Source organism: Veillonella sp. LMAG:90 (genome assembly GCF_008679445.1).
Lineage (GTDB): Bacteria > Bacillota > Negativicutes > Veillonellales > Veillonellaceae > Veillonella_A.
Window position 1 is genome coordinate 394,774 of record NZ_NAND01000001.1, and the last position, 23,741, is coordinate 418,514.

Annotated in this window: 23 protein-coding genes and 1 riboswitch; of the genes, 13 read left to right on the forward strand and 10 right to left on the reverse strand. The window is 42.0% G+C overall.

Going from position 1 to position 23,741, the window contains the following annotated elements; all coding sequences use genetic code 11:
- The first annotated feature begins 196 nt into the window (after positions 1–196).
- Positions 197–1,363 (forward strand): ISL3 family transposase, encoded by a 1,167-nt coding sequence (locus tag CCC71_RS01760; protein WP_296332595.1) that lies wholly within the window; start codon positions 197–199, stop codon positions 1,361–1,363.
- Positions 1,364–1,454: 91 nt separating this feature from the next.
- Here CCC71_RS01760 and CCC71_RS01765 read toward each other — a convergent pair whose 3' ends face one another.
- Positions 1,455–3,545, reverse strand: a complete 2,091-nt coding sequence (locus CCC71_RS01765; RefSeq protein ID WP_226974592.1) for an OPT family oligopeptide transporter — start codon at positions 3,543–3,545, stop codon at positions 1,455–1,457.
- A 252-nt stretch (positions 3,546–3,797) separates the two neighbouring features.
- On the opposite strand from CCC71_RS01765, the gene CCC71_RS01770 reads away from it, so the two are divergent.
- Positions 3,798–4,673: a DUF3298 and DUF4163 domain-containing protein gene (locus tag CCC71_RS01770; protein ID WP_226974593.1), complete on the forward strand. Its 876-nt coding sequence runs from the start codon at positions 3,798–3,800 to the stop codon at positions 4,671–4,673.
- A gap of 195 nt (positions 4,674–4,868) precedes the next feature.
- Here the strand turns inward: CCC71_RS01770 and ychF are convergent, their stop codons facing one another.
- The 8 genes from ychF to CCC71_RS01810 all read right to left on the reverse strand — a co-directional run bounded on the left by ychF (position 4,869) and on the right by CCC71_RS01810 (position 12,907).
- Positions 4,869–5,975: a redox-regulated ATPase YchF gene (gene ychF / locus CCC71_RS01775; protein ID WP_021840315.1), complete on the reverse strand. Its 1,107-nt coding sequence runs from the start codon at positions 5,973–5,975 to the stop codon at positions 4,869–4,871.
- A 124-nt stretch (positions 5,976–6,099) separates the two neighbouring features.
- Positions 6,100–7,233 carry an ABC transporter permease gene (locus tag CCC71_RS01780; RefSeq protein WP_296332724.1) on the reverse strand — a complete coding sequence of 378 codons (1,134 nt, stop codon included), beginning with the start codon at positions 7,231–7,233 and terminating at the stop codon, positions 6,100–6,102.
- 1 nt (position 7,234) lies between these two features.
- Positions 7,235–8,737 carry an ATP-binding cassette domain-containing protein gene (locus CCC71_RS01785; RefSeq protein WP_156705584.1) on the reverse strand — a complete coding sequence of 501 codons (1,503 nt, stop codon included), beginning with the start codon at positions 8,735–8,737 and terminating at the stop codon, positions 7,235–7,237.
- Positions 8,734–9,708 (reverse strand): HlyD family secretion protein, encoded by a 975-nt coding sequence (locus CCC71_RS01790; protein ID WP_021840312.1) that lies wholly within the window; start codon positions 9,706–9,708, stop codon positions 8,734–8,736. Before CCC71_RS01790 ends, CCC71_RS01785 begins: the two co-directional genes overlap by 4 nt.
- Before the next feature lie 56 nt (positions 9,709–9,764).
- Positions 9,765–10,406 (reverse strand): TetR/AcrR family transcriptional regulator, encoded by a 642-nt coding sequence (locus tag CCC71_RS01795; RefSeq protein WP_021840311.1) that lies wholly within the window; start codon positions 10,404–10,406, stop codon positions 9,765–9,767.
- Positions 10,407–10,689: 283 nt separating this feature from the next.
- A complete protein-coding gene (locus CCC71_RS01800) occupies positions 10,690–11,037 on the reverse strand; it encodes a winged helix-turn-helix transcriptional regulator (protein WP_021840310.1) in 348 nt (115 codons plus the stop codon).
- Between the two features lie 28 nt (positions 11,038–11,065).
- Positions 11,066–11,587 (reverse strand): SRPBCC family protein, encoded by a 522-nt coding sequence (locus CCC71_RS01805; RefSeq protein WP_021840309.1) that lies wholly within the window; start codon positions 11,585–11,587, stop codon positions 11,066–11,068.
- A 348-nt stretch (positions 11,588–11,935) separates the two neighbouring features.
- The gene (locus CCC71_RS01810) at positions 11,936–12,907 is read right to left on the reverse strand and encodes a diaminopimelate dehydrogenase (RefSeq protein ID WP_021840308.1); all 972 of its coding nucleotides are present in this window, start codon (positions 12,905–12,907) and stop codon (positions 11,936–11,938) included.
- A gap of 296 nt (positions 12,908–13,203) precedes the next feature.
- Here CCC71_RS01810 and rpsF point away from each other — a divergent pair, with 296 nt between their 5' ends.
- The 5 genes from rpsF to CCC71_RS01835 all read left to right on the forward strand — a co-directional run bounded on the left by rpsF (position 13,204) and on the right by CCC71_RS01835 (position 16,502).
- Complete coding sequence (rpsF, locus tag CCC71_RS01815; RefSeq protein WP_006555211.1) at positions 13,204–13,488, forward strand: 30S ribosomal protein S6; 285 nt, start codon at positions 13,204–13,206, stop codon at positions 13,486–13,488.
- 17 nt (positions 13,489–13,505) lie between these two features.
- Complete coding sequence (locus tag CCC71_RS01820; RefSeq protein ID WP_021840307.1) at positions 13,506–13,907, forward strand: single-stranded DNA-binding protein; 402 nt, start codon at positions 13,506–13,508, stop codon at positions 13,905–13,907.
- Between the two features lie 41 nt (positions 13,908–13,948).
- Positions 13,949–14,179 (forward strand): 30S ribosomal protein S18, encoded by a 231-nt coding sequence (gene rpsR / locus CCC71_RS01825; protein WP_006555209.1) that lies wholly within the window; start codon positions 13,949–13,951, stop codon positions 14,177–14,179.
- A gap of 282 nt (positions 14,180–14,461) precedes the next feature.
- Positions 14,462–15,574 (forward strand): IS1249 family transposase, encoded by a 1,113-nt coding sequence (locus tag CCC71_RS01830; RefSeq protein ID WP_296333591.1) that lies wholly within the window; start codon positions 14,462–14,464, stop codon positions 15,572–15,574.
- Positions 15,575–15,680: 106 nt separating this feature from the next.
- The gene (locus CCC71_RS01835; protein ID WP_021840306.1) at positions 15,681–16,502 is read left to right on the forward strand and encodes a sulfurtransferase; all 822 of its coding nucleotides are present in this window, start codon (positions 15,681–15,683) and stop codon (positions 16,500–16,502) included.
- A gap of 2 nt (positions 16,503–16,504) precedes the next feature.
- Here CCC71_RS01835 and CCC71_RS01840 read toward each other — a convergent pair whose 3' ends face one another.
- Positions 16,505–16,687 (reverse strand): hypothetical protein, encoded by a 183-nt coding sequence (locus tag CCC71_RS01840; protein ID WP_021840305.1) that lies wholly within the window; start codon positions 16,685–16,687, stop codon positions 16,505–16,507.
- Between the two features lie 543 nt (positions 16,688–17,230).
- Positions 17,231–17,416: riboswitch (cobalamin riboswitch) on the forward strand.
- Between the two features lie 206 nt (positions 17,417–17,622).
- Between CCC71_RS01840 and nikB the strand changes: the two genes are divergently transcribed.
- The 6 genes from nikB (at position 17,623) to CCC71_RS01870 (ending at position 23,454) form a co-directional block, all read left to right on the forward strand.
- On the forward strand, positions 17,623–18,561 hold the full coding sequence (gene nikB, locus CCC71_RS01845; RefSeq protein ID WP_021840304.1) for a nickel ABC transporter permease: 939 nt from the start codon (positions 17,623–17,625) through the stop codon (positions 18,559–18,561).
- Positions 18,561–19,385 carry a nickel transporter permease gene (gene nikC, locus CCC71_RS01850; protein ID WP_021840303.1) on the forward strand — a complete coding sequence of 275 codons (825 nt, stop codon included), beginning with the start codon at positions 18,561–18,563 and terminating at the stop codon, positions 19,383–19,385. Before nikB ends, nikC begins: the two co-directional genes overlap by 1 nt.
- 155 nt (positions 19,386–19,540) lie before the next feature.
- Positions 19,541–21,103 carry an ABC transporter substrate-binding protein gene (locus tag CCC71_RS01855; RefSeq protein ID WP_021840302.1) on the forward strand — a complete coding sequence of 521 codons (1,563 nt, stop codon included), beginning with the start codon at positions 19,541–19,543 and terminating at the stop codon, positions 21,101–21,103.
- Positions 21,104–21,209: 106 nt separating this feature from the next.
- On the forward strand, positions 21,210–22,025 hold the full coding sequence (locus tag CCC71_RS01860; protein WP_021840301.1) for an ABC transporter ATP-binding protein: 816 nt from the start codon (positions 21,210–21,212) through the stop codon (positions 22,023–22,025).
- A 43-nt stretch (positions 22,026–22,068) separates the two neighbouring features.
- Positions 22,069–22,881 (forward strand): ABC transporter ATP-binding protein, encoded by an 813-nt coding sequence (locus CCC71_RS01865; protein ID WP_156705595.1) that lies wholly within the window; start codon positions 22,069–22,071, stop codon positions 22,879–22,881.
- Between the two features lie 72 nt (positions 22,882–22,953).
- Positions 22,954–23,454, forward strand: coding sequence for a GNAT family N-acetyltransferase (locus tag CCC71_RS01870; RefSeq protein WP_296332728.1), 501 nt, complete (start codon positions 22,954–22,956; stop codon positions 23,452–23,454).
- The last annotated feature ends 287 nt before the right edge of the window (positions 23,455–23,741 follow it).

Below are 23,741 nucleotides of genomic sequence, written 5' to 3' on the forward strand. Positions count from 1 at the left end.
TTATTTTGGGGCGCTAAAGAGAAACGCTAGTTGCGTGTCCTCTTGGCGCCTACTTTTTTTGCACAAAAAAAGACATATTGAATAAAATCCGATACAATAAAGGTGCTAACAATTAACGAAAGGATGTTTATTCAATATGTCTAGTCTTAATTATATAGGAAAAATGCTCGGAATAAAAGATTCACATATCCAAAATATGAGAGAAACTTCAGAAGAATATGTATTACATGTGATGGTGCCGGTAAAACCTCATGTTTGTCCTAATTGCCATAAGGAAACAACGCGTATAAAAGGCTATACACATCGTACAATCCGCCACACTACAACCAATGAAAAGCCGATTCGCCTTATCTATCGTCAACGCCGGTATAGCTGCACTTGCGGACGCACGTTTAATGAAAAAACAGAGTTCTCTACGCGCTATCTTAGGACTACCCCCCGACTACGAGAAGTGGTCATTACTGAATTGTCAGAGGTAAAATCTCTAACAGCAGTTGCTAAACATTGTCATATTAGCGTAACTCAAGTTATTCGCATTTTTAAGGAAATTAACTATAGCCGGCCCAAGACATTACCTGCGGTATTATCTATTGATGAATTTAAAGGCAATGCAGCCGGCCAAAAATACCAGGTCATCCTTACCGATCCTACTGACCATAAAATACTGGATATTCTGCCTAAACGAGATACAGTCAAGCTAATACAGTACTTTTTGCAATTCCCAAGACACGTACGAAACAACGTAAAATACATCACAATGGACATGTCCCTCCAATTCCGCTCCGTCATGAAGCAATGCTTCCCTAAAGCTCATATTGTTGCTGACAGATTCCACTTAATCCGGCTGGTGACCTTTGCCCTTGAGCGAGTGCGTAAAGCTGAGCAAAATACCTTAACTAATGCAAGCCGAACCTTCAAAACGAATAAGCGAATATTGACTAAACATTTTAAGGATTTAACTGACAATGAATATGCAAAACTGATGGATATGTTTCACTATTCATCGAGATTACACCGTGCCTATATGCTAAAATATACCTTCCATACAGTGTTGAAATTTAAACGGAGGCGCGATATTCTAAGGTCCATAAATGAATGGCTTTCATTAGTTTTTGACTCTGAACTATCTGAATTTCAATCCCTCTTAAAAACGTTCTCCTCTTGGAGCGACGAAATTATTAATGCCTTAACCTTACCATATTCAAACGGCTTTACCGAGGGTTGCAACAACAAAATTAAAGTTTTAAAACGTTGCTCTTTTGGGATACGGAACTTCCACTACTTCCGAAACCGGATTTTATTCATCAATGCAAGAAAAGGACACGCAACAGTTATGTCGCATGTCCTTCCTCAAAGTGCATAGACTCTTTAGCGCCCCAAAATTTGACAAAGAGCCAAAAAAACTGCCACATCCTTTCGGACATGACAGTTTTCATGATTAGATTTGTAAGATTTTATTTATGTTCTTCTTCGTTAATGCGTTGGATTTCGAGCGCTTCTTCACGATTGAACTTAGTCGATAATACAAGATTTACGAAGTAAGCAATTGTGAGGATAAAGACACCTAAACCAAGCCATTCAGCAGTATTTGCAAAGTCTTTGCCAACCATGCTGAGTGGATCTTCGCCACCGCCGGAAGTTACGGAGATAACGATGATAACCGCAATAATTACACCGATTAAGCTTTCGCCTACGATCATACCGGAAGCGAAGAGAACGCCGCGACGGTTACATTGTTCAACATCGGCATCAGCCAATTCACCGCTACGTTCTTTAGCACGTTTTACTAAGTATTTGCCAACGAAATAGCTCATTAAAGAACCGATAACGAGCGGCATTTCGAGGGAAGGCGGTAAATAGATACCCATCCCGATAGCCAATGGCGGTAAGGATAAAGTAGCTGTTGTGCTCTTTAATACTAAGTTAACGATAATACCGATAATACCGATGCCCACACCGATAAGGATGTAATCCCAATCAAGATTGGAGCTGAAGATACCTTGCGCAATTGTTGTCATCAAAGTAGCTTGCGGTGCCGACAAGGCAGCGGATGGATCCATTTCGGCACGAGGTAACGCACCGGTGAAACCATAAGCTTCGTATAAAAGGTTAAGAACCGGAGCGATAGCGATGGCGCCGGCTACGGAACCGATAAGTAAAGCTACCTGCTGTTTCCAAGGTGTAGCACCTACGAGTTGACCGGTTTTGAGGTCTTGTAAGTTATCGTTGGAAATAGCGGCAATACAAACAACCACACTGGTCATGAATAAGGCCATAGCAGTAGCGAATTTTACGCCTGCTTCAGTAGCGAATAAGTCATTGGCAGATGCAATGGCGAATACTACGAGGGACGAAATGATGATACCCAAAATACCGATACCGGAGATTGGGCTGGCGGATGTACCGATAAGACCGGCCATGTAACCGCAGGCAGCAGCTACGAAGAAGCCGATGCAAAGAGCGATAACGATACCGCAGATAACGAATGTCCACATAAGAGCAGGACTGATGTCAACGGCACTTACGAAGGAGTAGAAACAAACAACGAGGCCAACTAAAATAAGCAAGAATACAAGTGCGATAGTAGAAGGCTTCATATCTGTATCCATACGATGAGTTTCACGTTCTTCGCCGGACATTTTCATATTTTGAACGGAAATACGCATACCTTCAACAATTGGTTTTGCCAAGGTAATGAGGGTCCAAATAGCGGCAATACCGATACATCCGGCACCGATAAAACGAACCTTTTCTTTCCAAACGGCCATAGCGAAGGATTCTACCGACTTAGCATCGCCCATAGGCAATACATTGGTCAAGTAAGGCACGAAACCGCCCCAAGCGATAATCATACCAACCAAGATAGCGATACCACTGGAGATACCGATAAGGAAACCGGCACCGAGTAAGGCAGTGGAGAAGCCGAGAGGGAACTGAGTAACCCCGCGGCCAACACCGAACCAGAAGCTCATTTCACCGGCCAAGTAATGGAAGCCGTTGGTGAAAAGACTGATGATACCGGCAAAAATACCGCCGCTTACGATTTCTTTCATACCGCTGGCGCTTTGTTTAGCGCTGTCGCCATGATTCTGACTGCCTACTTTAAGAATTTCAGCAGCAGCACGGCCTTCCGGATATGGAAGATCGCTGTTTACTACCATGGCACGACGAAGCGGAATCGTAAATAATACACCTAAACAACCGCCGCAGGCACAAAGTAATAAAGTTTGCATGTAAGGGAAGCCTTGCCAATAGCCTAGCATCAAGAGGCCCGGCAAAACGAAAATAACAGCCGATAAAGTACCGGCAGCCGATGCTTGGGTTTGAACCATGTTGTTTTCAAGAACGTTGGAGTCTTTGAAAAAACGAAGGATAGCCATGGAAATTACAGCGGCTGGAATGGAGCTGGAGAAGGTTAAGCCAACTTTTAAGCCCAAGTAAACGTTTGACGCGGTAAAAATAATAGTAATGAGTACGCCTAATAGCATACCGCGGAACGTCAATTCCGGCAGATGTAAGTCATGACTCATAAAATCATGCTTCATACTAACCCTCCTTGAGAGAATAAAAAATAGAACACTTAATAATCCTACAAGACGATTGTACAAAAACTGTGGACAAAAATCAATCTCAAATTTAACTCTATATTGTATACATCATAAATCATCATGAAAAAATGCAGAATATCACGATTTTTTCACCGTTTTTTGCTATATTATAAATATATAGTGTTTTTTGGCATGATTTAATGTATTAAAGTACATCAGCCATAAAGGGGAATGAAGGAGGAATTTTTTATGAAACAGAAATGGCAAAAATATATAATGGCCGCTGTATTCGGATCCATCGCTTTGGGCGGTTTTGGCGGCGTTAATGCTGCTGACGTGGCCGTTGTAAAAGTGGATTCCGAACCGGCTGCTGCTGTAGTCGATGACAACGGCGATATTGTGGCAGTACAGACGCCGACCGAAGCACATAACAATACGACCGGCGTTATGACTAAACGTGTATCTTCGGATATTTCGCCGGCTTCCAATAAAGCTATGTGGGAAGCATCCGATGAACTGTCGCGTGAAGCGGATTTGGTGAAAGTTCCGGAAGCGAATGCGTATTATCAGCGTTTATCCGTAGCCGTTCAACCAATCGCTATCAGTGGTGACCGCATCCATGTTACCTATCCGACAGTAACATCCGTCAGCCCGGTGGTAACAAAGGAAATTAACAGTCGAATCACCAAATACGTACAAACATTGCAAAAGAATTTGGAAAAAAACAATCTTAAAGCGGATGTAAAAGAAAATCTGTACATGACATATGATGTTAAAGCCAATGACAAAGGGATCTTCAGTGTATTGCTTAAATCGTATACCATTGGTGACCAAGCTGCTAACGGTTTGAATACAGTAAAAGCGTTCACCTTTAACAGCACCAGTGGCAAAGTGTTGACCTTGCATGACTTTGGCGGCGTTAAATTAGATGAATTAAATCAGGCTATTGCCAATGATGAAGATTTAAAGCCACAGTTTTTCCCTGAAAACAGAACGGTCGACAAAGTTCCTTCCGATTTCTATGCTACGGAAGACCATGAAATTTTTGTTATCTTCCAGCAGGGCACCGTAGGACCTATGTCTTCCGGTACGATTTATGTACCAATGGGTAAATTGAAATACTAAGCCAAACTTAATATGACAGCTTAGCCGGTAAACAGAATAAACAGAAAAAAATGTACGCAGTTCCGATTTTGGACTGCGTACATTTTTTGTTATAGCCAATAAGCTATTAATGTTTATTTTATTTTCTTAAAACAGATAACCGTTATATTGTAACGATATATTTTAACAATATATTTTAACATTACATATTAATGCTTACACATTGAAGCGGAAGTAGGTTACATCGCCATCTTTCATGACATAGTCTTTACCTTCGAGGCGAACAAGACCTTTTTCTTTGGCCGCATTCTGGCTGCCGCAAGCTACAAGGTCGTCAAACGCTACGATTTCCGCACGGATAAAGCCTTTTTCAATGTCGGAGTGAATTTTGCCGGCTGCTTGAGGGGCTTTCGTACCTTCTACGATAGTCCAAGCGCGGGCTTCCATTTCACCGGCAGTGAAGAAGTTGATAAGGCCCAATAAGGAATAGCTGGCTTTAATTAACTTAGTTAAACCGCTTTCGGTAAGACCGAGTTCTTCAAGGAATGCCGCCGCTTCTTCATCGGATAATTCGGCGATTTCCGATTCGATACGAGCGGATACAACTACGACGCCGGAACCTTCGTTGGCCGCATATTCTTCTACTTTCTTTACATATTCGTTAGCTTCGTAATCAGAAATTTCATCTTCCGATACATTGGCTACATATAAGGATTTCTTAGCCGTTAACAAGGTTAACTCTTTAAGAATTTCCAACTCTTCTTCGTCGAGACCTTGGGCACGTATCGGAATGGCTTCGCCGAGACCTTCGATGACTTTTTCCAAAATCGGAAGTTCGATGCGAGCATCTTTGTCACCGCTCTTGGCGATTTTTTCAATACGCTGTTTACGTTTTTCAACGGAATCAAGGTCGGCCAAGCAAAGTTCCGTGTTGATGATTTCAATATCACGAATCGGATCGATGGAACCGGCTACGTGAGTGATGTTAGGGTCATCAAAACAACGTACAACCTGGGCGATAGCGTCAACCTGGCGGATGTGGCTAAGGAATTTATTGCCCAAACCTTCGCCTTTGGAAGCACCGGCTACGAGACCGGCAATGTCAACGAAACGCATAGCAGCCGGAATAATTTTTTTAGATTTAAACATAACGGCCAATTGATTGATGCGGTCATCCGGCACGTCAACCACACCTACGTTAGGTTCGATTGTACAGAACGGATAGTTGGCCGCTTCGGCACCGGCCTTGGTAATAGCGTTAAACAGCGTACTTTTGCCCACATTAGGAAGGCCTACAATACCTACTTCAAGATTTGTACTCATTTCATTCTCCTCACTCATCAGTTAAGTCTGCTATAGGTGATTATGGGAACCACCGACGTCTATGTTAGTTATAAATTACTATGTTAACAATTTATTATAACATAGAAACTGCGCGGATGCACTGTTAACCGTTTTTACGTTTATTGGTAAAGGTGTGGATACTGATAAAACCGGTGATGATAATGAAGGTAATAAGGGCAAAAATCTGTGGCCATAAATACTCGACACCTATTCCTTTTAGCATGATGCCGCGGATGATGGTCAAGTAGAAGGTCATGGGCATGATGGCGCCAAGGTATTGAAAAATGGCATCCATGGCCACACGGGGGAACATAAAACCGGATAACAAAATGCTCGGCATATATACCAAGATCGACATCTGCATGGCTTGGAGCTGGGTTTTGGCCACGGTGGAAACGAGGATTCCCAGCATCAATGAGGCGATGAGGAAGATGGTCGTTGTCATAAAGAGGACGAAAAAACTGCCTTGAAACGGCACATCAAATAGCAGAATCCCTGCTACCAAAGCGATACCCGCCTGAGCGTAGCCGATGATTACATAGGGAATTACTTTGCCGATGATGATTTCATAGTCTTTGAGCGGCGTTACCATTAACTGTTCCAAGGTACCCACCTCCTGCTCGCGCACGATAGCCATGGCCGTAATACTTACCAAGGTCATGGTAATCATGAGGCTGATAATGCCCGGCACAATGTTATAGGCGGTTATGAAATCCGGGTTGAACCAGGGGTTGATTTTAACTTCAATGGCATTACCAGATGGCATCGCTTGGCCGGTAGCCAGCAAGCGTTGTGACGTAATACTTAGGGACCGCTGTTGTCCTAAGAGTTGTGCCGTGCTGATGGCGCTGTTGGCTATGGTATTGTCACTGGCGTCGACGATGAGTTGCATTTCCGCGGTGCGCCCGTGTTTAATATCCTCACTGAAGGTTGGCGGAAAGGTGAGGGCCGCTACGGCCTTACCGGAATAAATGCTGTCTAACATGGCCTGGCTGCTATCTACATATTCAACGACATCATAGTAGGAGGTGCCCACGAAGGCATTAATAAGCTCGCGGCTTTCTTCGCTTCTTGATTGGTCATAAATAACCGTCGGTACATGTTTTACATCCGTATTGATGGCGTAGCCGAAAATAATGAGCTGCATTAAGGGCATTAAAATCAGCATAAATAAGGTGGCTTTATCCCGTTTCATCTGGTGAAACTCTTTTATCAGTATAGCCCAAATTCGTTGCATATCATTGACTCCTAGCTTGTTTCATATAATAAATAAAGGCATCTTCCAAATTATGAGCACCCGGTGTGGTTTCTTTTAATACTTTAGGGCGACCTTCGATAATTTTAGATCCTTTATCCATAAAGAGAATGCGGTCACATTGTTCCGCTTCGTCCATGAAGTGGGTGGTTACTAATATCGTGGTGCCTCGGTCGGATAATTTATTGATGACGTCCCAGAATTGACGACGTGTCAACGGATCGACACCACTGGTCGGCTCATCCAGGTACACGATGGCCGGTTTATGTAAAATGGCGGCTCCTAAAGAGGCTCGTTGGCGCCAGCCGGTCGGTAATTCACGGACTAAGCGGTTCTTAATGTCGTGTAATTCAAGTTCGTTGATGACGGTATCGATGCGTTCGGCTAATTCAGCCTTTTTTAAGCCGTAGACGCGACCGTAAAAGGTGAGGTTTTCCATGACTGTTAAATCGGCATAGAGACTGAATTTTTGAGACATGTAACCGATGCTTGATTTTATGAGTGACACATGCTTTGTCACATCCGTATTGAGTACTTCGATTTGGCCGGTCGTAGGGGTCAAGGTGCCGCAGAGCATGCGAATAGTCGTGGATTTACCGCAGCCGTTGGAGCCGAGCAACCCGAAGATTTCCCCTTCTTTAATAGTAATATTAAGCTTGTTGACGGCTGTAAAATCACCGAATCGGCGCACCAGGTCTTGCGTTTGAATAACGATTGGTTTATCGGTGAGTCGCTCAAAGTCATGGTGCACTGCATAATCGGCGGTAAGTTCGTTGTTTTTATTGACGAGGCGAATATATACTTCGTCCAGTGTTTGGTTTGCTTTTACATTGGTCTGAGCTCGTAGTTCTTGTGGCGTGCCGAGGGCTAAGATTTGACCGGCTTCAAAAAAAGCAATCTGCGTGCAGTAGTCTGCTTCGTCCATGAAAGGCGTAGCGACTACCACGGTGGTACCGTCTTGGTTGATTTTTTTGATTAAAGTCCATAATTCGCGGCGTGATAAGGGGTCGACACCGGTTGAAGGTTCATCCAAAATGAGTAGTTTTGGTGTGTTTAAGAGCGCTACGGCTAAAGCTAATTTCTGCTTCATGCCGCCGGATAAATCATTGGCCATGCGGTCTTTAAATTGGCCAAGGCCTACATATTCGGCGAGAGTATCACATTTACTGTGCAGATCATCCTTACTGAGTCCGTATAGACGACCATACAACTCGAGGTTTTCGTACACACTTAGATTGGGATATAAGGCGAAGAGCTGCGATACATAGCCGATAGTGTGCTTTATGTCGCGCGGCGAGGCACCATTAATAGTTATAGTGCCTTCGTTTGGGACGATTAGTCCGCAAAGCATGCGAAGGAGCGATGATTTGCCGGCACCGTCGGCACCAACGAGGCCAAACATTTCACCGTCCGGAATGGTCAGGTTGATACCCTTAAGGGCGTGCACATCGCCGTAATGTTTGTGGACATTTTGAATGCTAATCATGGAATCACCACATCCACGGGCATACCCGGTTTAAGAATTTCCTCACCATTTTTTACTTTAATACGCACTTTATATACTAAATTTGAGCGTTCCGTTTTAGTGATACTTTGACGCGGCGTATATTCCGCTTCGGGGCTGATGCGTTCAATATAGCCTTCAAAGATTTGGTTTGGTAAGCCGTCTACTTTGATTTGTGCTTTGTCGCCTACTTTAATGAGAGCCAATTGCTCGGTCGACACGTAGATATGGACCCACGCATCCTGCATATCGGCGATGGTTAAAACAGGTGCGCCGGCTTTCACATATTCACCTTTATTGTAGTTCTTGGTTAAAACAAGGCCGTTAACCGGGCTTTTCATAATTAAATCTTCCACGCGGCTTTGGGCAGAGGCTACATTAGCGTTTAACGCTTCTACCTGAGCCTGGGCAGCGGCAATCTGTTGGCTGCGGGTGCCCTGTAATAATTCTTGGTAATCGGCCGTCGCTTTGGTGAGGTTCTGCTGGGCTACCTCATAGGCTTGTTGTTTTTGATCGCGTACTTGGGCGGACACAGCATCTTCGGCATATAAGGCGTCATAGCGATTAAATTCACGTAGCGCTTGGTCACGTGTAACGGTCGCGGAGTCGACCAAGGCTTTGTATGCTTTGATTTGATCTTCACGAGCACCGGCTTGTAAATCCGCTAAGTTGGCGGCTCCTTGAGCGAGCGATGCTTTAGCGGCATCAAGGGCTGTGTTGGTGGTTGGTTCAGATAAGGTAAATAGTGTTTCACCGGCGGTGATGCGGCTGCCGAGATCTACATCAAGACCTGAAATATAACCGCTGCTGCGCGGAGTAATATCGTATTGGTGAACTTCGATGGTACCTACCGTGTTCACCTTGCCGGTAGTTGTGCGGGGGTAGAAGTAGTAGATGGTGATGCCGATTAAAAGAATCAGCACCAGGCCGATGGGGATATATTTCTTTTTCATAGGGGGCTCCTTAGCTAAGTAGTAAAAAAGATATCACTTGATATTAGAGTTCTGGCTTACATTTTATGCTTCGATTCAATCTCGCATTCCGGGAAATAGGTATCAAAAAAGAAATGCAATGATGCTTTGGTTTCTTCCGGCGAAATGAAGACATCTTTCATTGTCTTAACGCCTTCATTAATAGAGGCGCTGTAAATAACCGGAAAGACCAAAATGGAGATTAAGTGGCTGAAGGTAAATTTAGTCATATTACGTATGGCTTCATCGGAGGCATCCGGTTGTTGCTCTTTAATGAGGAGGGCTACATGACTCATTATTTTGGCAACCCCTTGGGTTCGTAAGAATTTAAGATAGGTCATCTGGGTTGGGAAGGTTTGCTTTGATGAAAAGAGATAGAAAATAAACTTCTTATGCTTGGCTAAATGCTGTTGATATTGCAATAAAAAATCGAATAAACGCTTGCGCGGCGGCGTTTTTTCGTCTTCGAGGAGTTTAAAAAACTCTTTGGCACGGATTAGAATTTGGTTGATGACCTCATTAAAGAGGTTTTCTTTATTTTTAAAATGGTAATTAACGAGTGCCACGTTGACGTCTGCTTCGGCGGCAATCATGCGTACCGTGATGCTGCTGATATCGTCATTATTGAGCATTAAGCGATAGGTTGTGTTGATGATTTTATCTTTCGTTGATTCTGCCATAATTATGTCCTTTATATAGATTAGAAAAATAAGAATTGTAATATAGTTTGCTGTTTTATTTTAAAATTTAAACATTGTTTAATTTACAATTTAATTTTAAACGCTGTTTAAATTAAAATCAAGGGGCAGATGAAATAAATATTAGGAAGATCAATTTTAGATAATCAGTCATTGAGGGGGAAAGCAAGAAGTAATTTAAAAAAGCAAATAAAAAAGCAACTTAAAGATGTTATCTCTAAGTTGCTTTAAAGAGGAATTTTTAGTTGTTAATATTACTCAGTATTTACGAATTACAATCTTTTGGTGCAATTCTATCTCCCATATACGTTTTGCCCCAGTCACACATGGACTCGATAATAGGGGATAAAGTGAGGCCGAATTCCGTTAAGCTGTATTCTGTTTTAGGTGGGACTACGGGATAGACTTTGCGTTCGATAACGCCCGCATCTTCCAGTTCACGCAGCTGCTGGGTTAACATTTTTGGCGTTGCCTGAGGAATGACACGCTGTAATTCACTATAACGATGAGTACGTTCCAATAAATGCCATAAGATGATGCATTTATATTTGCCGCCTAACAGGCTTAGAGCCGCTTCAACGGGGCATTGAAACATAGAATTTTTGGTAGCCATGATAATCCCTTCCTAAAAATATAATTTATTATTTACCGGCTTTTGCTTTTAATAAAGTAGCCGCTAAGCCACGGAGCCAGTCCTGATGGCCGATATTCATTGGATCTGTTGGGTCTTCGTGTAAAGCCACGGCGGGTTTGCCGATTTGAGATTCTTGAGTCAAAATACGCACACGATTCTCCGATAAATCTTCAATGAGCCAAGCATGGATTACATCAAGACGCGTTTCGGCGTCGCCTTCAGCCCAGCCATGCCAAGCTAAACGGCCCGGTTGATCACCTTTTGGCGCTTCAAATTCGGTAATTTCTGCTTCGATAGGGAAACCGAAGGTTTTAAAACGAAAACGCGTATTTTCAGCAAGCTTGGTACCTTTAGTATTGTCAAACTCCACATCGGCCACATTTTTATAATAAGTTGGCCAAATGGCGGTATCGATTAAATTGTCAAAAGCTTCGGCAGCCGTAACTCCTTGGATAATCACTTCGTTGGAAGCAAAGTTGTCGGTTGTACCCGGTAAATATTCGTGTGGCCAATTAATTTCATGTAACATAATATATCTCCTTTTATTGTAACATAGTCTTGGTTATTTATTTTGCAGTATTAAATGTTAGTATTCGGTAATGAATCCTAATTTATTAATGTATTTGTAAATTTTGAAAATAATTCTTATCAGCTGATGGATTCATTATATGCTAAATATGATTTGAAAGGAAGAATGCACTTTAAAGTGCTATAGTACCCAAAAAGATAGTATAGAGGTTTTAAAGTAGTGTACTACTGAGTTAAACGTTTAGTTAATACACAAAAAAAGACCGTAACGATAACAGAAAATCTGTTTTCGTTACAGCCTCTTAGTATATAGGTTATTCTATTGTTGGTATTAATATATTGTTACGAATTATAAAGAATGAGCGCGCAATTCTTCAGCACTGTGGGTAGAAATCCAAGCCGGTGGAATATCGAACACAGTGTAAGCACCGGTGCCGCCGTGTTTAGCTAAGCGATAAATACCGCGTGCATAGGCCGTCAATACAGAGCCGGTGAATTCAGGATTGCTGTCGAGTTTTAAGGAATATTCTACAACGTGACGGGTACCTTCGGTGCTTTCACCGCTGCGAAGTACGAAACCGCCGTGTGGAATGCCTTTATGGTTTTTGTCGAGTTCTTCTTGGGAGATGAAATGAACGATGGTTTCATAACCAACGAAGTAGTTTTCCATAGTTTTGATTTCGTTTTCGATTTTATCTTTGTCAGCCCCTTCAGCGGCGACTACATAGCATTCACGAAGGTGACCGGACTGAGCCGTCACTTCAGGAGTTTGACCCTGACGAATCTGTTCCAAATATTCTTCGCGAGGTACAGTATACTGACGAGCATCCACTACGCCATCCAAACGACGAATGGCGTCGGAGTGACCCTGGCTGACACCGCGGCCCCAGAAGGTGTAGGATTTACCCTGTGGCAAAATGCTTTCGGCAAAAACGCGTTGCAAGGAGAACATGCCCGGATCCCAACCGCAAGAAATTAATGCCGCATTGCCGCCTTCTTTAGCTGCTTTGTTAACATTTTCAAAATGTTCCGGAATGCGTGCATGGGTATCGAAGCTGTCGATAACGGTGAAATGTTTAGCCACCATCGGAGTCTGTTCGATTAAGTCTGTAGCGGAACCGCCGCAAAGAACCATAACGTCGATTTTGCCCTTGAAGCTTTCCAATTCACTCATAGCGTAGCTTGGCACGCCGCTCACTGTTTCTAAACCGTTACGACGAGAAAAAACACCAACTAATTCCATGTCCGGCTGTAATTTTACAGCCGCTTCTACGCCACGGCCCAAGTTGCCGTAGCCTACAATGCCTACTCTGATTTTCATAGGTCAAACCTCCTACATATATAATAATATTGTAATCATTGCAATCTTTTTGATATACACTCTTATTTAAGTATACTCTGTGTAGAGTTCGGTGTATAGTTAAAAATGTCATTTTCTATAGAAAATTAGAATAGTATAAACAGCAAATAGTAATTATTGGAAATTTTGGGCTTTTTTTCATAAAAAATTTGCCTTTTTATTAGAATTAGTATATAATTGAAAAGCTTATTGATGGTAAGCGCTTCCTACCCCTATGGAAGATAGGGGCATATGTCCAAAAGAGGAGGTGATTTTGTATGAACAAATACGAAGTCATGGTGATTGTGAAACCAGCCGAAGAAGAGACAACCAACGCGGTTATTGAAAAAGTAGAAGCTTTGATTGCTCGTGTAGGCGGCACAGTAGAAAAGGTAGATCGTTGGGGCAAGCGTCGTCTTGCTTACGCAGTGAAAAAATTCACTGACGGTTTCTACGTATTGGTTAACTTTGAAGCAGATCCTGCAGAAATCAAAGAAATCGATCGTGTATTAAAAATCAACGATGATGTCCTTAAACACCTAATTGTTAAACACGGCAAGTAAGCTCTGGGAGGTTTACTATGAACTCAGTACAGATCTTAGGTAATTTAGCTCGTGACCCTGAAGTGCGCTTTACTAAAACCGGTAGAGCCGTAGCATCATTTACAGTGGCTGCGACAAACACATATTTTGATTCCACTACCAATGAACAGAAGGAACAAACCGCCTTCATTAACTGTGTAGCTTGGGGTAAATTAGGGGAAGCAGCTGGTAACCTACGTAAAGGGAGCCGTTGTTTCGTTGAAGGTCGTTTGAATACCCGTTCTTATGAAACTCAGGATGGGCAAAAACGCTATGTAACTGAAGTAGTAGCCAACTTTGTTGGTACATCCTTAGATACTCAGAACACCGATAGCTTCGGTGGTGGGTCTTCTAATTTTGATAACTTCGGTAGCAGCAACGATGAAAACATTCCGTTCTAGTGTTTAGGACTCCTACTAATTCGAAAAGGAGGATTCACATAATGAGAAGAGATAGAAGCAGAAAACCAAGAAGAAAAGTATGTAACTTCTGCGTTGATCATGTAGATCAAATCGACTACAAAGATATTGCTAAACTTCGTCGTTTCACGACTGAACGCGGCAAAATTCTTCCACGTCGTATTTCCGGCACTTGCGCTAAACATCAGCGTAAATTAACATTAGCAATCAAACGCGCTCGCGCTATTGCTTTGTTGCCATTCACAGCAGAATAATACTTTATAGCTTGATATGAAGTATTAAACCCCGGTAGCCGAAAGGTTGCCGGGGTTTTTTATTGGCTATACCAATAGTTTTTGAGTTATAGGACAAAAAGTGTGTGTAAAAAGTGCTGTAAACCTAGATAGATACTGGGTTTATAGCACTTTTATCTTTTTTTGACAAAGATAAAGGGTGGACAAAAAGTGTGTGTAAAAACATGCGTGAACCCACATAACTACTGACTAAAATGGTATTATATCTTCCTAAATAAAAACATAAATAGGAGGATGATTAATATTAAACAAGTAGTTTGCCCTGATTGTGGTCGAAAATGTATAAAACACGGTATATTGAAATCCGGTTCTCAGCGATGGTTTTGTAAGCACTGTAAAGTCGCTTTCACTAACAAAATTAACACCGATAGTCATAATCTAAAGCTGTTTTTGAAATGGTTATTTAGTAAACAGATGCAGCAGGATATGCCTGGAGGCGGGCGTACATTTAGACGTAAAACCGCTAAATTTTGGTCCATATGGTGCCTTCCACCAAAGATTGAGGAAGTATATGATGTGCTTTACTTTGACGGCATATACCTAACGCGTAAGCTCTGTGTACTTATTTGTTGTAGTAAGGACCATGTGTTAGGCTGGTATGTATGTAGATATGAGAACTCTAGAGCTTGGCAAGCATTAATGGACCGTATTGCTCCTCCGCGTGTTGTTATCTCAGATGGCGGATCCGGATTTGCTAAGGCCTTGGCAAAGAGGTGGCCGACAAGTAACCATCAACGTTGTTTATTTCACGTTTTTGCGCAAGTAAGAAGGTATACAACTTCTGCACCAAAAACAATAGCCGGCAAGGCTTTATATGAACTGGCAAAGCGTTTATTTAAGATTCAATCGATAGATGATGCTTATACTTGGATTGATGGATTATTAGCTTGGAGAGAAGAATTTGATGACTTCTTACGGGAAATGACAGTCGACGAAAATGGGAATAAAAGGGCTACTCATGAACGCCTCTTAAAAGCTGAGGCAGGACTTTTACGATTAATTAGAGATGACACTCTATTTACCTACCTGACGTTTGTAGATATTACCGTACCTACAACGAACAATCGACTGGAAGGAGGCGTTAATGCGCAACTTAGGGGGATGTTACGAGATCACAGAGGGTTATCCTTAGAAAGACGATTAAAAGCGGTCTATTGGTGGTGTTACGAGCACTCACCTAGACCGCTTCCTGTTGCTGAAATATTAAAATGTATGCCTACAGATAAAACAATCGCTGCTACTTACCGTAGGATAATGCGGAATAACCGTGTGGATAATATCTTGCCGCAATGGGGGGATGCCATTGTTTGGAATGAGTTCCATATGTCCACGGAATTTCCAATTTATTGGGATTAATTTAAAAAAGCCACACACACTTTTTGTCCTATAAGCCTAGTTTTTGTTACAATAACACTATATAGATGTTTTCTAATATAGTATTAATATATATGGAGGTACGAAGATGAAAAATTTTATTACACCTCAAGAGTTAGCCAATATTCAAAAAGACGTTGTAATTTTAGATGTACGTGATGATAAAGCTTATGCCACAGGTCACATTGAAGGAGCCTTTGCAATTAATTTAGCCGGTGATTTATCCGATCCCGTTGAAGAACATGGTGGTCGTCATCCTTTGCCAAACATGGTTGAATTTGCTAAAAAAATGGAACGTTTTGGTATTACTAAAGATACTCCTGTTGTTATTTGTGACAGCTGGATTTTCTTAGCCGGTCGTTTATGGTGGATGCTCAAATACATCGGCTTAGACGTTGTAAAAGTATTAGAAGGCGGCATTGAACGATGGGTAAAAGAAGGACATACTTTAACTACTGATTCAACTGAATTACCAACCGAAACAAGTCAACTTGATTATCGTTTACAACCTCATATGCTTATGAGCCGTGCCGAAGTGTTGGCAGCCAGTGAAAATGGTGACCACATCATCGTTGATGCTCGTGCGAGCGAACGTTATGACGGTAGCGTTATCGATACCATGGATGGTATGACCGGTCATATTCCGACAGCAGTCAACTATTATTGGGAAAATTGTTATACTGCTAACGGTTTAAAGTCTGAAGCAGAGTTGAAAGAAATGTTCAAAGATTTGAAAACGACTAAGACACCAATTGTGACATATTGCGGCTCCGGTATTACGGCTTGCCTTGCTATGCTCGCCATGAGTGAAATCGGTATTGAATCCGCTCTTTATGTGGGAAGTTCCAGTGATTGGGTAACGTATGAAAACTTCCCTATTAAAACAGGGTGTGAGTTTGTGAAGGCGTAGCCTTAATTCCTTCTCTTCTTTCTATAATGTTCTGACTGAAAATAGGCTCGGCGAATCATCGCCGGGCTTTCTTCATTTGATGAATAATAGGGCTCCCTTTTTTCTTTAACAACGATTTCCGCCTCTAACTGATTATTGAATTCCCCCAAATACAGTATAATCGGCGTTTTATCCTTGCTGTTCATAACACTAAATTCTCCTTATTAATCACGATAAATTAATTTATTGATTATGCTTTGATAAAAACATAATACGCCGTTTATTATACACCTTTTATTTGAAATGTGAAGTGTAAATGAGTAAAAAATTGACATGATTTTTACTGCCTTAAATTTATTTTTATTTACTTTTTAAGGCTACTATTTTAGTAGAAATTCAGTTAACTATGAATTGATTATAATTAATATCAATATAGACCTTATTGTTTATTGCTGTTGACTTATAGCTTCATTTTTTGAGTGTTATCTCCGGTAAACTCACGTATATTGCAAGAAGTACATATACCCCTTACGGTATAATACTATACCTACTAGGGTATAATAAATTAAAGAAAATTTGAGTAAACATAGGAATCTATCAATATAATGAATTATTTTTCTATAAAATAGCTTAAAACGGCTAAAAATTCCTGACTTTTTATTGACACATTTACAATAAATACGCTAATATATTAGTGATAAAGGATTTTATTTTCGAAATTGAATAATATACTCTGACTAACTTCTATAAAAGATCTTAGTGTTGTAAGTGTCGGGTATGCCGAGCGATTTAAGAGGAAAATAGGTGCAAATCCTATGCTGGAAACAGCTGTAAATGAGGAGTTTATTTCAACAAGGAGTCACTGGGAAACTGGGAAGGCTGGAAATAAACGATGAATCATGAGCCAGAAAGCCTGCTTATAACAAATTGACTGTTGCACATAGTTAATGGGATGTGTTATGGGGTTAATTTGACTAAAATTTGTTTTGCGTACTCACTCTTTCAAGGGTGAGTTTTTTTATTTACTAAATTTTATGAATTTTTATAATAGAAGTTTGATTTAAAACGATATTGTCTAAAAAGGATTCATAGATGTTGATAGTGTAAGTTTGAAAATTGAGTATATTAGGGGGGGACAGGAATGTTTAAAAAAACACTGCAGCATTTGGGGCAGGTGTTGGTGACGGTAATTGGGGTTACATTTTTAACTTTCAGTTTAAGTTTTCTGGCGCCGGGCGACCCTGTGCTCATGATTTTGGAAACCGCGGATACCATGGTTTCACAGGAACTGATTGATCATACGAGGCAGGAATTGGGGTTAGATAAACCGTTCTTGGTGCAATATGGTAATTGGTTGTCTCATGCGGTGCAAGGGGATCTTGGAATGTCGTATTCAGCCAAGAAACCTGTTGTAGATAAGATGATGGAGGCCTTACCGGGTACACTTATGTTGGCGAGTGTAACAATTGTGATGCTACTCGTCATAGCCGTTCCCATGGGGGTTATCGCCGCTATCTACCAGAATAAATGGCCTGACTACCTCTTCCGCGGAATTGCATTTATCGGTATTTCCATACCGGCTTTCTGGCTTGGTCTTATGTTGCTTTACATTTTTGGCTATAAATTGGGTATTGCCCCGATTGCGACGGCAACCGTTTCGTTAAAAAATGCGATTTTACCTGCTTTTACCTTGGCATTTACGTTAATTTCAAAATTTATGCGCCAGGTACGTTTGGTAGTTTTGGAAGAAATCAATAAAGATTATGCCGTAGGTGCTAGAGCACGCGGTATGACAAATACGGAAATCATGTTTAAACATATTTTGCCAAATGCCTTTTTACCACTACTTACCATCTTCGGTATGTCCATGGGCTGGTTGCTTGGTGGGGTTGCGGTTGTAGAGATGGTATTCTCGTGGCCGGGGCTTGGTAAAATGGCCGTACAGGCGATTACTTTCCGTGATTATCCGTTAATTGAAGGTTTCGTACTTTGGGCTTCTATTGCGTATATGTTAATTAATGGTGTAATCGATTATTCGTATACGCTCTTGGATCCTAGATTGAGAAGGGGGAGTAAATAATGAAAGAGTTTATTAGAACACATAAAGCTTTCTCCTTCTATACATCCTTAGTTTTATTGGTTGTATTGATAGCTCTTTTTTCACCATGGCTTACGCCGAACGATCCGTTTGCTTCGAATTTAAGCAATGCCTTAAAAGCGCCGAGTTCTACCCATTGGTTCGGGACGGATAAATTAGGTCGTGACGTATTGTCGCGTATCATTTACGGCACCGGCTTATCCTTATTCATGGGCTTTACCATTGTTGTGTTGGTTGCGTCCATCGGTACCTTAGTAGGATCTTTGGCCGGTTATTTCGGCGGCAAAGTTGAAATGGTGCTCATGCGTCTTTGCGACATCATGATTTCTTTTCCGGGCATCGTGCTTGCCATCGCTATTGCCGGTATTATGGGCGGTAGCGTAGGCAATACCATTTTGGCGCTCACCATTGTAGGTTGGGCTAAATATGCGCGTTTAGTGCGAAGTCTTGTTATTAAAGTTCGTCAGGAAGATTATATAGCGGCCGCTATTATGAGTGGCGGTACGTCGGCCGTTATCTTGCGTCGTCACGTGTTGCCAAACATTATGCCGCTCGTCGTTGTAACGGCCAGCATGGACCTTGGCGTTATGATGCTCGAAGTAGCCGGTCTCTCATTCCTCGGTTTCGGGGCACAACCACCGACACCGGAATGGGGGTTAATGCTCAATGAAGGTCGTCAATATTTACAGTTGGCACCATGGCTTATGATTTTCCCGGGGGCGGCTATTCTTATCGTAGTATCTATTTTTAACCTTTGGAGTGACAGCTTGCGCGATATTTTGGATCCGCGTCAAAACAGAGGCTAAGAGACGGAATCTTTATATAGGTTAATGGGAGAATTTCGTATTTACATTTTGTCAGATGATACCCGTTAGGGATTTATATAATTTCATCTTGAGTGTTAGCGTTAATCAAACTGTGTGTTAATTTGTTAAAGGTATTTTTATGGAGGAATGTTATTATGAAAAAATTCTGGCGTAAAGCGCTACTCGGTGGCTTAGGCGTGGTATTGGCGGCATCGCTTTTGGCCGGTTGCGGCAGTGATTCTGCAGAAAACAAAGATGTGTTAAAAGTAGGGGTAACCAACTTTGCGGATACGTTGGAGCCTACCGATAACTTCTATGCTTGGGTAGTTATGCGTTACGGTATCGGTGAAACGCTTACCAAGTTTGACAAATCCATGGTGGCTAAACCTTGGATAGCATCTAAATGGTCCTTGGCTGATGATAAATTGACTTGGACATTTACGATTGATGATAAGGCTAAATTCTCTAACGGTAAAAAAGTAACGGCTGCTGAAGTAAAAGAATCTATTGAGCGTGCTTTTGCTAAAGCTAAACGTGCCAGTACATTCTTCGAATATGATTCTATTGAAGCCAACGGTCAGGATTTAATTATTAAGACTAAAAAACCTATGCCGAACATGCCCGGTTTATTAGCGGATCCTTTATTCCTCGTTGTTGACGTACAAGCTGAAAAAGATGGCCGTAACTTTGCCAAAGAAGGTCCGATTGCAACCGGCCCGTACACCGTTGTTTCGTACAGTAAAGATAAATCCGTGTTAAAAGCTAATGAAAACTACTGGAATGGTTCCGTACCGTTCAAAACTGTAGAAGTGCCGTCCATTGAAGACCCTAATACTCGTGCTATGGCATTACAATCCGGTGAAGTAGATATGGCCGTTAACATTGGGCCGGGCGAAATCGATCTTTTCAAAGGGAACGACAAATTCCAGGTTGATGAAATTGCTTCCTTGCGCGTAGTATTGGCGCGTATCAATCAAAAAGGCTTATTGGGCGACCCTAAAGTGCGTGCTGCCTTCATCAGCGCTACGGACCGTCAAAACTATGCAGATGTACTCTTAAAAGGCACCTTCATTCCGGGTAAAGCACCGATTCCACCATCCATGGATTATGGTTTTAATCAATTGACTGATCCAAATGCGTACAATCCTGACCGCTCTAAACAATTATTGGCAGAAGCCGGTTGGAAAGATACCGATGGCGACGGAATCTTAGATAAAGACGGTCGTCCGTTGTCCGTTAACTTCGTAGTATACAACAGTCGTGCTGAGTTACCTATCTTCGCTGAAGCGGTACAAGCTGACCTTCGTAAAGTGGGCGTAGATGTAAAAATTAAAACGGTTGACTATACCTTAATCGATAAAATGGGGATCGACGGAGATTATGATTTGCTTATCTCCAATATCGTAACAGCGAATACCGGTGACCCTGAAACATTCCTCAAATGGTACTGGAAAACTAATGTTAACGGCGATAATCCGCAAAATGGTTCCGGTTACAGCAATCCTGAATTCGATGCTAAATTAGATGCATTGTCTACTGAATTCGATCCGGCTGTTCGTAAACAATTAATTATTGAAGCACAGCAGATTCTCTTAAATGACGGTGCAGCTTTATACCTTGGTTACCCAATGACTAATATCATTGCCAATAAAGCACTTAAAGGTGTAGTTATGTTCCCATCCGATTACTACTGGATTACGAACGATATTTCTAAATAAGCTCATTTGTATATCGTTGTTTTGATACGAAATACTATTAGGTGATATATAATATTTTGAAAAATCTTTGTTATATAAGCAATACGAAAGGATGTGCGCAAACGATATGACACGGGAGGCAGCACTGGTAGAAGTAAATAATTTGAGCATAGCCTATGGTGAAGCGGCGCCTTCTGTGACAGACGTTACGTTTTCCTTAGAAGAAGGCGAAATTCTCGTTATTGTAGGTGAGTCGGGCAGTGGCAAAACCACGGTCATTCGTGCCTTAATCGGCTTGTTGTCCGTAGGAGGTCATGTTGTGGCCGGCGGCGCTAATTACCGCGGCCAAGATATTGCTACATGGTCTGAGGAAGAATGGCGGAAATATAGGGGCACCGATATTTCCATGATCTTCCAGGATAGCGGCAGTGCTATGGACCCGATTCAGACCATCGGCAAACAGTTCATTGCCCATATTCGTCGCCACAGTGATTTAGATAAAGGGGCGGCGGAAACGAAAGCCATCGAATTGATGAAAATGGTATCCTTGCCGGCGGATAAGGACTTTTTGAAACGGTATCCCTTTGAACTTAGCGGCGGTCAACGTCAGCGCTTGGGGATTGCCATGGCGATGGCCTTCACGCCACACTTGTTGCTTGCCGATGAACCGACTTCGGCCCTTGATGTGACAACGCAGGCTCAGATTGTAGAGGAATTGATGCGGCTTTGCCAAAAAAGTCGCACCGGCATTATCATGGTAACCCACAACATCGGGGTAGCCGCTCATATGGCGGATAAAATCATGGTTATGCAACAAGGTAAAGTGGTAGATTACGGCTCACGGGATGATGTTCTTTTCAAAGAGCATTCCGCTTATACCCAGCAGTTATTGCAAGCCGTACCGACGTTAGGAGGGACACGCTATGTCGACACAGTTGAATAAGGAAGCCGTAGCCTATACTGAAAATTACGGCACTCATACTTCAATGGCGGCGGCTGACGGCGTAGGCACTCCGATTTTGGAAGTTAAAGGTCTTTGTAAAAATTTCTCGTTGCCGAATGGTGGCACGTTGCAAGCTTGTAAAGAAGTATGTTGGTCCTTATGGCGCGGCGAATCGCTGGGGATTGTTGGTGAATCGGGCTCCGGTAAAAGTACGCTCATGAAGATGATTATGCAAATGACAGCACCTTCCGGTGGCGAAATCTATTTAAACGGTGTGGAAATTTCCAAAGCATCGGCCAAAGAAAAGCGCGAACAACGCCGCAAGATTCAAATGGTGTTCCAGGATTCCTCGCAGGCCTTTGACCCGCGTATGTCAGTTGAAGATATTATTTGTGAACCTTTGTATAATTTCGGTCTTTTGAAAAAAGGAGAAACCACGGCTATTGCCACCAAGTATTTGGAGATGGTTGGGCTTAACGGCACGTTTGCCAAACGTTATCCTCATGAAATGAGTGGCGGTCAGCGTCAAAGGGTGGCCATTGCCCGTGCCTTAGTGTTGGAGCCGGATATTGTTGTATTTGACGAAGCGACTTCGGCTCTTGATGTATCCGTACAAGATTCGATTGCTAAATTGCTCGTTAAATTGCAAAAGGAAAAGAATCTAACGTATTTATTTGTTGCTCATGACATTGCCTTAATTCGCAGTATATGCCATAGAGTAGTTGTGATGTATAACGGCGAAGTGGTGGAAGCAATTTCGGCGAAACATTTAACAGAAGCTAAACATCCTTATACACGTAAGCTGTTAGCGGCTGTATTTGAAGTGACGGAGCATCGCAAACCGGTCGTATTATAAGGTGAAGGCAGTAGGGACTGCCAAGGCGTTATAGTAGGATGATGTAGGTATTTGGAGGCTGATTTATTAGGTATGGCAAATATTGAACTGATTACCCCGGACACGCCGCGGGAGCCGATTTATCAATTCTTAGTTGAGCAAATGCATTTGCATTATAGAAGGCCTTTGGATAGTGAGCATAATAAGTATTTTTTACAATTAGCGGAGCATTATTCACCGGATAAACGAAGTTCTTTCTATGTGCTCTATGAAAATGGCGAAGTCATGGGAACCGGTTGTGTAAGTCCTTTAGAAGCTCACCATCGTCGCCCGCCCCATTGCGTGGATGCATCAACTTGGGGCTATATATCGCGCGTGTATGTTTCGCCGAAGGCTCAAAGTAGTGGCTATGGACGTCAGATTTATAAGGTACTGGAAGCAAGAGCCAAAGAGTTTGGTTATACTCATTTATGTCTGAATACGCATAAATTCCTTACCAAAGGCTGTGCCTTCTGGAAGCGGCACGGTTATATAGAGTTCTATGATATGCTGGATGAATGGCATACCATTTGGCTCAGCAAAGAGTTAGTATAGTCTTCTTCTGTGTGAAACGGTTGTCAGGCGGCCATATTGTAAAAAGTTATCCACTAAAATAGGGTGACTTATTCACAGTTAATCACTGGTTTATACACAAATAATTTACACTTATCCACTACTTATCCACCGAAAAGCACTACTTATACACAGGCTAGTGGTTAAGTTTTTAGCAAAAAGTTATTCACAAGCAAATATATAAGTGAATATACACAATTAAATACATAAAAAGAAAAAGCGTAATGCAATTGGATTCGATGAATCTCTGCATTACGCTTTTCTTATGG

Excerpts from the sequence above, each read along its gene's own strand:
- CCC71_RS01800 (WP_021840310.1), bottom strand. The coding sequence starts at position 11,037 with ATGGCTACCAAAAATTCTATGTTTCAATGCCCCGTTGAAGCGGCTCTA.
- CCC71_RS01835 (WP_021840306.1), top strand. The coding sequence starts at position 15,681 with ATGAAAAATTTTATTACACCTCAAGAGTTAGCCAATATTCAAAAAGAC.
- CCC71_RS01870 (WP_296332728.1), top strand. The coding sequence starts at position 22,954 with ATGGCAAATATTGAACTGATTACCCCGGACACGCCGCGGGAGCCGATT.
- CCC71_RS01770 (WP_226974593.1), top strand. The coding sequence starts at position 3,798 with ATGAAACAGAAATGGCAAAAATATATAATGGCCGCTGTATTCGGATCC.
- rpsF (WP_006555211.1), top strand. The coding sequence starts at position 13,204 with ATGAACAAATACGAAGTCATGGTGATTGTGAAACCAGCCGAAGAAGAG.
- CCC71_RS01860 (WP_021840301.1), top strand. The coding sequence starts at position 21,210 with ATGACACGGGAGGCAGCACTGGTAGAAGTAAATAATTTGAGCATAGCC.
- CCC71_RS01780 (WP_296332724.1), bottom strand. The coding sequence starts at position 7,233 with ATGCAACGAATTTGGGCTATACTGATAAAAGAGTTTCACCAGATGAAA.
- CCC71_RS01765 (WP_226974592.1), bottom strand. The coding sequence starts at position 3,545 with ATGAAGCATGATTTTATGAGTCATGACTTACATCTGCCGGAATTGACG.
- CCC71_RS01795 (WP_021840311.1), bottom strand. The coding sequence starts at position 10,406 with ATGGCAGAATCAACGAAAGATAAAATCATCAACACAACCTATCGCTTA.
- CCC71_RS01810 (WP_021840308.1), bottom strand. The coding sequence starts at position 12,907 with ATGAAAATCAGAGTAGGCATTGTAGGCTACGGCAACTTGGGCCGTGGC.
- CCC71_RS01805 (WP_021840309.1), bottom strand. The coding sequence starts at position 11,587 with ATGTTACATGAAATTAATTGGCCACACGAATATTTACCGGGTACAACC.
- CCC71_RS01820 (WP_021840307.1), top strand. The coding sequence starts at position 13,506 with ATGAACTCAGTACAGATCTTAGGTAATTTAGCTCGTGACCCTGAAGTG.
- CCC71_RS01785 (WP_156705584.1), bottom strand. The coding sequence starts at position 8,737 with ATGATTAGCATTCAAAATGTCCACAAACATTACGGCGATGTGCACGCC.
- CCC71_RS01760 (WP_296332595.1), top strand. The coding sequence starts at position 197 with ATGAGAGAAACTTCAGAAGAATATGTATTACATGTGATGGTGCCGGTA.
- nikC (WP_021840303.1), top strand. The coding sequence starts at position 18,561 with ATGAAAGAGTTTATTAGAACACATAAAGCTTTCTCCTTCTATACATCC.
- CCC71_RS01855 (WP_021840302.1), top strand. The coding sequence starts at position 19,541 with ATGAAAAAATTCTGGCGTAAAGCGCTACTCGGTGGCTTAGGCGTGGTA.
- CCC71_RS01840 (WP_021840305.1), bottom strand. The coding sequence starts at position 16,687 with ATGAACAGCAAGGATAAAACGCCGATTATACTGTATTTGGGGGAATTC.
- CCC71_RS01790 (WP_021840312.1), bottom strand. The coding sequence starts at position 9,708 with ATGAAAAAGAAATATATCCCCATCGGCCTGGTGCTGATTCTTTTAATC.
- CCC71_RS01865 (WP_156705595.1), top strand. The coding sequence starts at position 22,069 with ATGGCGGCGGCTGACGGCGTAGGCACTCCGATTTTGGAAGTTAAAGGT.
- rpsR (WP_006555209.1), top strand. The coding sequence starts at position 13,949 with ATGAGAAGAGATAGAAGCAGAAAACCAAGAAGAAAAGTATGTAACTTC.
- ychF (WP_021840315.1), bottom strand. The coding sequence starts at position 5,975 with ATGAGTACAAATCTTGAAGTAGGTATTGTAGGCCTTCCTAATGTGGGC.
- nikB (WP_021840304.1), top strand. The coding sequence starts at position 17,623 with ATGTTTAAAAAAACACTGCAGCATTTGGGGCAGGTGTTGGTGACGGTA.